Raw genomic sequence first — 3819 nt, forward strand, 5'->3', positions numbered from 1 at the left:
GCCCGGGCCGGCCTGTGGGGCCCACGGCCGGTCGGGGTCCGGGGCCAGCCGTGTCGTGGTCAGGGCCACGGCGCCGAAGAAGTCGTTGCCCTGGTGGGCCGGCCCGTGTTCCTCGGCGAGCACGGTGAACCCCCGCTCGGCCAGCGCCTCGCGCAGATTCCCGGAGGGGATGAGGTGCTGGTGCTGCGGCTGGAACCAGGGCAGCCAGGCCGGGCCGAGCAGCCGGGACATCCGCGATTGCGGGTCGGGGAGCTCGATGGTCAGGTACCCGCCGGGGGCGAGGACGGCGGCCGCGGTGTCCAGTTCGGTGAGCGGGTCCCGGGTGTGCTCCAGGTAGTGGTACATGCTGACCACCTCGTACTGACCCGCGAGTTTCACCGAGAACTCCGGGAACTGGCCCTGGTATCCGGTCTCCACCCAGCCGCGCAGCTCGGCCTCGCGCACGCCGTCGCCCATGTCGAGTCCGTCGAAGCGGGTGGCCGGCCAGACGGCCCGCGCGGCGTTGCAGAAGTGTCCGTGCCCGGTGCCGACGTCCAGCCAGGAGGCCGGTTCGGTGTGGGGCCGGAGCATTTCGGCGCGGCCCCGGTAGGCGGCGCCGAGCCGCCCGAAGACCGTGGCGGCGCCCTCGCCGCCGCGACCGTCGTAGAAGTCCCGGTAGTAGAACTCCAGGCCTTCCAGGGTCAGTCGGGGGTTCTGGAAGACGTGCCCGCAGTCTCCGCAGCCTTCCAGGGTGAACCGGCCGGGCTTGGCCTGGAGCAGGTCGGGCACCCGGACCCGGACGGACAGCTGCTGGGAGCCGCACCAGGGGCAGTCCAGACGGCGGGGTTCGAGGAACCGGTCGGTCCCGGCGGCCAGGTCACCGCGGTAGGCGGCGGCCCGGACCGCGGCGCTCGCCGTGTCCGGCCCGCCCCCGTGCCCGGCGTCCCGGACGCGTCGGGTACGGGTCGTCGCGGCGGCCGTGCGCAGGGACGCGGTCAGGGAGCGCAGCGGCCGGGCGGCGGTGGCCCGGGCCAGATCGCCGGGGCGCAGCGGTGTGCCGGGCCCGCCCAGGGCCAGGTACGGCTGGATCCAGTACAGCCCGGCCGCGGCGGCGCCCCACCGGCCCTGGCGTACGGCGACCCCCGCCAGCAGCGCCAGCCCGGCGAGCTGGGCGGCGGCCAGCGGCCCCGGCGGCAGCCCCTGGGCGCGGAGTTCACCGGCGCGCGCCGCTCCGGCCGCGTCCGGCGGTGGTCCGCAGCTCAGGGCCGGTGCGATGGCCAGGCCCGTGGCATCGGTGGCGTACTCCTTCAAACGGCGGATCAGCGCGAGGAGTTCCGCCGGGGTGCGGTCCGCCTCGGCCGGATCCACCCCGGCCCGGGCGAGGACCTGCTCGGAGACGAGTACGGCGAACCCGGCGCCGCGCCCCTCGCCGAGCCGGTCCTGCCGGTAGGCGGCCGGATCGACCAGGCGCAGCAGGCCCAGCGCCCGCTCGGTGGCCAGGTCCCCGGGCAGCAGGTCCAGTACGGCCAGCCCCTCCCGGTCGGCGTGCGCGCACGCGGCGAGGAAGGTGGCCGCGTCGGCCTCGACCCCGCGGGCGGTGAGCAGCCTCCACCCGGCGGCGCGCGGTACGCCGGCGGCCTCGGGTCCGGCCGCGGGGCCGGTGGGCAGTACGGGGACGGCCCGCAGCCGGCGCGCGGCGCGCACGGTGCCCGCGCCGAGCGCGGCCAGCAGCAGTACGGAGGTCCACGGGACGCGGGGAAGGGGGAGCGGGGAGCGCGTCATACGAGTTTCTCCAACCGGTCGGCCGCGGCGGCGGCCCCGCCCGCCGCGGCGAATGAGGCCTGGATGCGCCGGGCGCCCCGGCGGTGGACGGGTTCGTCCAGCACGGCCGTGAGCGCGTCGCGCAGTTCCTCGGCCCTGGTCCTGCCGAACCGCACCCGCACCCCGGCCCCGGCTTCGACGACCTGCTGGGCGACGATCGGCTGGTCGTCGCGGATCGGTGCGACCACCAGCGGCAGCCCGTGCGCGAGGGCCTCGCAGACGGTGTTGTGGCCGCCGTGGCAGACCACGGCGTCCAGGTGCGGCAGCAGATCCAGTTGCGGCACGCTGTCCCGCAGCAACACGTTCGGGGGCACCGACCCGACCAGGGACGCGGGGGCCGCCAGCACCAACTGGACGTCCTCGCCGAGCCGTTCGGCGGCGCCGAGCACGGCGCCGTAGAACCTGCCGCCGGCCTCCTGGTTGAGCGTCCCGAGCGATACGAGCACCCGCCGCCGGGCCGGGTCCAGTTCCTCCCAGGGAAACTCGGGCGCGGGCGGCCGGGCACCGAAGGCCGGTCCGACGAAGGCGTAGTGCGGCGGGAACTCTTCGGCTCCGCCGACGAGTTCACGGCTGGAGAAGACCAGGACCAGCCGGTCCGAGAACCGCGGATCCCAGTCGGGGTGGGTCTCGTCCGGGCCGTCCCCGCATTCCTCCAGCAGGGCGGCGATCCGCTCGGCCACCCACTCCCCCACCTTCGGGAAGTCGGCGAAGGGCCGGGTGAGTTCGGCCGAGGTGCTGGCGGACGTCACCCACGGCACCCCCAGCCGGCGCGCGACCAGCGGACCGGCCAGGGCCTGCTGATCGGCGACCATCAGGTCAGGCTCGAAGGCGCGGACGGCCTGGGTAACTCCCGGCACCATGGCCCTGGCCAGCGGCACCAGTGCCTCCTCCCACAGGAACCGCAGTGCCCCGACCCCGCGCAGATCGCGCCAGCGGGCGTGCAGCGTCGCGTAGCCGCCGCCCGCTTCCTCTCCGGCGGGCAGGATGCGCGCGTGCTCGGGCAGCAGCCGGGCCAGCGCGCCGGCCGGGCCGGTCCAGGCCACCTCGTGGCCGCGCGCGGCCAGTTCGGAGCCGACGGCCACCGTCGGATTGACGTGTCCCGCCAGCGGCGGCACCGTGAAGAGCACCTTCATGGGACCAGCACCCCCGCCCGCGGGCGCTCCGCCGCCGGGGCCGCCGCGCCGGCGGCCGCCACCGCGTCGAGATGGGCCAGTACCGCCGCTCTCAGTGCCCCGCTGCTCTCCTTGAGCACGTCGTGGCCCAGGCCCGGCAGGATCTCGATCGCGGTGACCAGCGGGGCGTGGCGGGCCAGTTCCCTTGCGCCCGGGACCAGTTCGGAATGTTCTCCGCAGACGACGAGGACCGGGCAGCGCAGTCCGGCGTAGTCGGCCGGGGTGAAGGTGCGGCTGGCGGCGATGTCGTCGATGAGCGTGGTGCGGTTGAGCAGGTCGTCGGCGATGGCCGTCAGGTTGGCCGCCTTGCGCAGGCGCAGGGTGAGCAGTTCGGCGGGTACCGGACTGTCCTCCAGGCTGAGGGCGGCCGCCGACAGGGTGTCCACCATGTTCTCCACCCAGGCGCCGCTGAGCGGGGGTTCGAGCAGGGTGAGCCCGGTGACGAGGTCGGGCCGGGCGAGGGCCGCGTGCAGGGCGAGGGTGCCGCCGTAGCTGTTGCCGACCAGGTGCACCTTGCGCCGCCCGAGGCCGAGGGCGCCGAGCAGCGCGAAGAGGTCCCGTACGGCGGTGCGGCTGTCGTAGCCGGTGGCCGGGCGTTCGGTGCGGCCGTGGCCGCGCAGGTCGTAGAGGACGACCTCGTGCCCGGCCCGGGCCGCCGGGAGGGCGAGCGGGCAGTAGAAGGAGGACAGGTTGTCGACGACGAGCCCGTGCAGGAACACCACCACGGGACGGCCGGCGGGATCGGGGCCGGCGACCGGGCCGGCGGGGAGCTGCTGGACGTGGAAGCGGACCGAGTCCGCGGGGACGAAGGCCACGGCGGGATCAGCCGTCCGATCCGGGGGCGGTG

At 75.8% G+C, this 3819-nt stretch carries 3 protein-coding genes; all 3 read right to left on the bottom strand.

Annotated elements, in window-relative coordinates; all coding sequences use genetic code 11:
• A partial coding sequence (locus ACWGDE_RS37085) for a methyltransferase domain-containing protein (protein ID WP_453393484.1) occupies positions 1–1761 on the bottom strand: 1761 nt, incomplete at its 3' end.
• Positions 1758–2933 carry a glycosyltransferase gene (locus tag ACWGDE_RS37090; RefSeq protein ID WP_453393485.1) on the bottom strand — a complete coding sequence of 392 codons (1176 nt, stop codon included), beginning with the start codon at positions 2931–2933 and terminating at the stop codon, positions 1758–1760. The genes ACWGDE_RS37090 and ACWGDE_RS37085, both read right to left, overlap by 4 nt.
• On the bottom strand, positions 2930–3819 hold an 890-nt coding region (locus ACWGDE_RS37095; protein ID WP_453393486.1), incomplete at its 5' end, for an alpha/beta fold hydrolase. The genes ACWGDE_RS37095 and ACWGDE_RS37090, both read right to left, overlap by 4 nt.

This window comes from Streptomyces sp. NPDC054956, from assembly GCF_053609185.1.

What these genes read in the sequence shown, in the direction of transcription:
- ACWGDE_RS37090 (WP_453393485.1), bottom strand. Translation starts at nt 2,933, where the DNA reads ATGAAGGTGCTCTTCACGGTGCCGCCGCTGGCGGGACACGTCAATCCG.